General features: G+C 32.7%; 5 protein-coding genes. All 5 read right to left on the bottom strand.

Translation table 11 applies throughout. From position 1 onward, the window contains the following. Window positions 1–607: ClpP family protease (locus tag WBN21_RS13190; protein WP_424201020.1), on the bottom strand; the 607-nt coding region annotated here is incomplete at its 3' end. Window positions 608–748: 141 nt separating this feature from the next. Then, the gene (gene tig, locus WBN21_RS13185; protein ID WP_424201018.1) at window positions 749–2,077 is read right to left on the bottom strand and encodes a trigger factor; all 1,329 of its coding nucleotides are present in this window, start codon (window positions 2,075–2,077) and stop codon (window positions 749–751) included. A gap of 104 nt (window positions 2,078–2,181) precedes the next feature. After that, window positions 2,182–2,529, bottom strand: coding sequence for a phage holin family protein (locus WBN21_RS13180; RefSeq protein ID WP_424201016.1), 348 nt, complete (start codon window positions 2,527–2,529; stop codon window positions 2,182–2,184). A 15-nt stretch (window positions 2,530–2,544) separates the two neighbouring features. Beyond that, window positions 2,545–3,312 carry an alpha/beta fold hydrolase gene (locus tag WBN21_RS13175; protein ID WP_424201014.1) on the bottom strand — a complete coding sequence of 256 codons (768 nt, stop codon included), beginning with the start codon at window positions 3,310–3,312 and terminating at the stop codon, window positions 2,545–2,547. Between the two features lie 51 nt (window positions 3,313–3,363). After that, on the bottom strand, window positions 3,364–4,077 hold the full coding sequence (locus tag WBN21_RS13170; protein WP_424201012.1) for a pyridoxine 5'-phosphate synthase: 714 nt from the start codon (window positions 4,075–4,077) through the stop codon (window positions 3,364–3,366). Between the last annotated feature and the right edge of the window lie 82 nt (window positions 4,078–4,159).

Raw genomic sequence — 4,159 nt, 5'->3', positions numbered from 1 at the left:
CTCTATCACTATCTTCATACACTTTGTCGTAATCCTGCCCTGAATGCTTACTAATAATTTTATAAAGTTCTTCCTTTAAAATTAAAATCTCTCTAGCAGTAATCTCAATATCACTAGCTTGTCCTTGCGCACCACCTAATGGTTGATGAATCATAACACGAGAATGGGTTAAACCACTTCGCTTTCCTTTTGCTCCTGCACATAATAGCACAGCGCCCATGGAAGCCGCCATACCTGTACAAATTGTAGCTACATCTGGTTTAATAAATTGCATGGTATCATATATGCCTAATCCTGCATAAACGCTGCCTCCTGGAGAGTTGATGTAAATTTGAATATCTTTATTAGCATCCGTGCTTTCTAAAAATAAAAGTTGTGCCTGAACAATATTTGCTACCTGATCGTTAATTCCTTGGCCTAAAAAAATGATTCTATCCATCATTAAACGTGAGAATACATCAAAAACAGCAATATTCATTTGACGCTCTTCAATAATGTTAGGCGTTAAATTTGTAGGATACATGCTACTAATAATTTTGTTGTAATATGTGCTGCTTATCCCTTGGTCTTTTATCGCGAATTTTTCAAATTCTTTTGCGTAATCCATAATCTTTCCTTATTTCTATTAATAAACACCTGACTTACATCGAGATGCGTTTACATAAATTAAATTTAAAATGGCTTTTTTAATAAAAAAGCGCTTAAACCCGCGGGTTTAAGCGCTTAAATATAAGCAATTAAAATTTATTTATTTATCGCCGTAAACTTCTTTAACAAAGTTTTCGTAACTTAATTCTTTAACTTTCAAGTTTGCTTTCTCTTTATAAACTTCTAGTAATTTTTGACTTACCAATTGCTCAGAAATACGACGAGCCTCCTCTTGATTTCCTAATACACGAGCAGCAATATCATCTAATTCTTTATCTGAAGGATTCATTTGACCAAATTGAGCCATTTGCCCTTTAATCATGTTTTTAGCATGATTTTTGATATCGTCCATAGTAACCTTAACGTTATTATCTTCAATTAATTTACCTTCAATTAACTGGTAACGTAAGCTTTTTTCAGACTTTTCATATTCTTCTTTAGCTTGAATTGCATCCATTTCTTGTTCACCAGCAGTTTGCATCCATTTGGTTAAGAATTCAGCTGGTAAATCGAATTTTGTGTTTTCTACTAAATATTCGGTAACGTCGTTTAGCAACTTTTGGTCAGCTTGCTGTACAAATTGCTTTTCAGCATCTTCTTTAATTTTAGCTTTTAACTCGGTTGCAGAAGTTACTGCTTTTGGTCCAAAAACCTTATCAAATAATTCTTGATCTAAATCTGCTAACTCACGTTTGTTAATTTCAGAAATGGTAAAATTAACTTCAATATCTAAACCATGAATATCATCATGACCTAATTTTAAAGCGTGCATCAAATCATGCTCATCATCAAAAAGACCTTTAGTTTTCAAGGTAATAACATCGCCCGCTTTAGCACCAATAAATTGTTTTGCTGTAGCTTTACCTTTAAATTTATCAAGCGTTAAGGTTACTTTATTGTCGATTTCTTTTTCTTCGTTAGTATAAGAACCAGTAATTTCACTATCCTTTTCAACAGCTTTTTGAGGAACTAATTTTCCGTATTGTTTTTGAATACGTTCAACTTGCTCATCAATCATTTTATCATCAGCAACAATGTTGTATTGTGTGATGGCTTTTTTACTTTTAAGTTCAACTTTAAATTCTGGAGCAAGACCTAATTCAAATTCAAAAGAAAATTTATCAGCATCCCAATCAATTTCATCTTGAGTTTTTGGTAATGGTTGCCCAAGAACATCTAATTTCTCTTCTGTTAAATATTTGTTCAAAGCGTCTTGTAAAAGTTTGTTTACTTCATCAACTAAAACAGCTTTTCCGTATTGCTTTTTCACCATTCCCATTGGTACATGACCTTTTCTGAAACCAGGAATGTTTGCAGTTTTACGGTAATCTGTTAATATTTTTTCAACTTTATCGCTATAATCTTCTTTGGCGATATCTACTTTTACTACAGCATTTAATGCATCAACGTTTTCTCTTGTAATATTCATTTTAAAAATCGATTTTTAGTATACCTAAAATTGGGATGCAAAAATACAACATTTTTTACATCCCAACAAAGTTTTTAATTTCTTGATTTACAACCGTCGATAAACTATTTTTTATCGGTTTTTAGGAAAGACTGCAAAAGCGATTGCAGGATAGATAGCAAGATGCTGAATAGGATAGCCCACCAAATACTTGAAACGGAAAATCCATCAATAAATTTATCTGCTAAAAGAATAATGCATCCATTTATGACTAATAGGAATAAGCCTAAAGTTATGATGGTTACTGGGAGTGTTAAAATAACTAAAAGTGGTTTTACAAGCAGATTTAAAATTGATAATACAAGTGCTACAATAATTGCAGTTATGTAGTTATCAACCTGAACGCCATTTAATATATGAGCCAATGCAAACACGGCAACGGCGTTTAATAGTAATCTTAATATTAAGTTCATGGTTTTATATTTTAATTATGAATTTACAAAATTAATGACAGCTTCATAAAAATCTTTTGGATTTTCAGCATGCAACCAATGTCCTGCGTTGGATATAGTTGCAATTTCAGCTTTTTGGAAATGATTTTTTATGATATTTTCATCTCCAACACCTATATATTCCGAGCGGTCACCGCGTAAAAACAAAGTGTCTTTATCAAATCTAGCGTAACTTGGTAAAGATTCACCAACCTCACCAACTTCATTTTTTAATACCTCTAGGTTCATTCGCAATCCTAATTTACCTTTTTCAACCCAATACAGGTTTTTTAATAAAAACATGCGAGTTCCAACCTCGGATACGTATTTGCTTAACATGTCATCTGCTTCCCCTCTGCTTTTAATAACATCAAAATCTAACGCGCATAACCCTTCTAATATAGCATCATGGTGCACAGGATAAAAGCGTGGAGAAATATCAGCAACTATTAATTTGGAAACCAATTCTGGATATAGAGTAGCAAATAACATGGCTGTTTTGCCACCCATAGAATGACCAAGTAACACAATATCTGTCAATTTATGTTTATCGCAATAGTGTTTTAAATCTTCAGCAAGAACTTCATAATTAAATTCATTTTCATGAAAACTTCGTCCGTGGTTTCGCTGATCCACTAAATGCACTTGAAACCCAATGTCACTAAACTGACTGCCAAGTGTTTTCCAGTTATCGCTCATGCCCAAAAAACCGTGTAAAATTATAAATGGTTTTCCTTCTCCTAAAATATTTGAATGTAAAAGCATAACTTTTTTTGAATAACGATTAACGGTTTTTGAATGTTGAATACTGCCAACTTATTTTAATTTATGTAAATACATTTGAATAACATTCTCAACACCTAAATACAAACTTTCGGCAATTAAAGCGTGCCCAATAGAAACTTCTAATAAACCTGGAATATTATCTTTGAAAAACTTCATGTTATCAAGAGATAAATCATGACCTGCATTAATTCCTAAACCTAAACTATTAGCTAATTCCGCGCTTTCAGCATATGATGTTATAGCGTTTTTATTTCCTAAACTGTATTGGTGTGCAAAGGCTTCAGTATACAATTCAATTCTATCTGTTCCTGTTGCTTTAGCACCTTCAATTTGCTTTAAAACGGGGTCGACAAAAATGGACGTTCTAATGTTATTATTTTGAAATTCTTTTATAACATCTACCAAAAAGTCTTTATGTTTAATAGTATCCCAGCCAGCATTACTAGTTATGGCATCAACAGCATCTGGCACCAAAGTAACTTGGGTAGGCTTCACTTCTAAAACTAATTTCATAAAAGACTCAATGGGGTTTCCTTCTATATTGTATTCCGTGTAAACCTCTGGTTTTAAATCGCGTGCATCTTGGTAACGAATATGGCGTTCATCTGGTCTAGGATGTATGGTAACGCCTTCTGCACCAAAGCGCTGCACATCTTTTGCAAATTGAACCACATTAGGTACATCGCCTCCTCTTGAATTCCTTAAAGTTGCAATCTTATTAATATTAACACTTAGCTTTGTCATAAATCTATTTTAAAAGACAAAAATACAAAGTAGAACAGGCTTAGATACTATTTTTTTGATTAATTTGCAGTTCTATTTATTG

The organism is Algibacter sp., from assembly GCF_049667265.1.
Classification (GTDB): Bacteria; Bacteroidota; Bacteroidia; order Flavobacteriales; family Flavobacteriaceae; genus Algibacter_B.
Note: the sequence above shows the minus strand (reverse complement) of the source record. Positions and strands in the feature narration are given on the sequence as shown.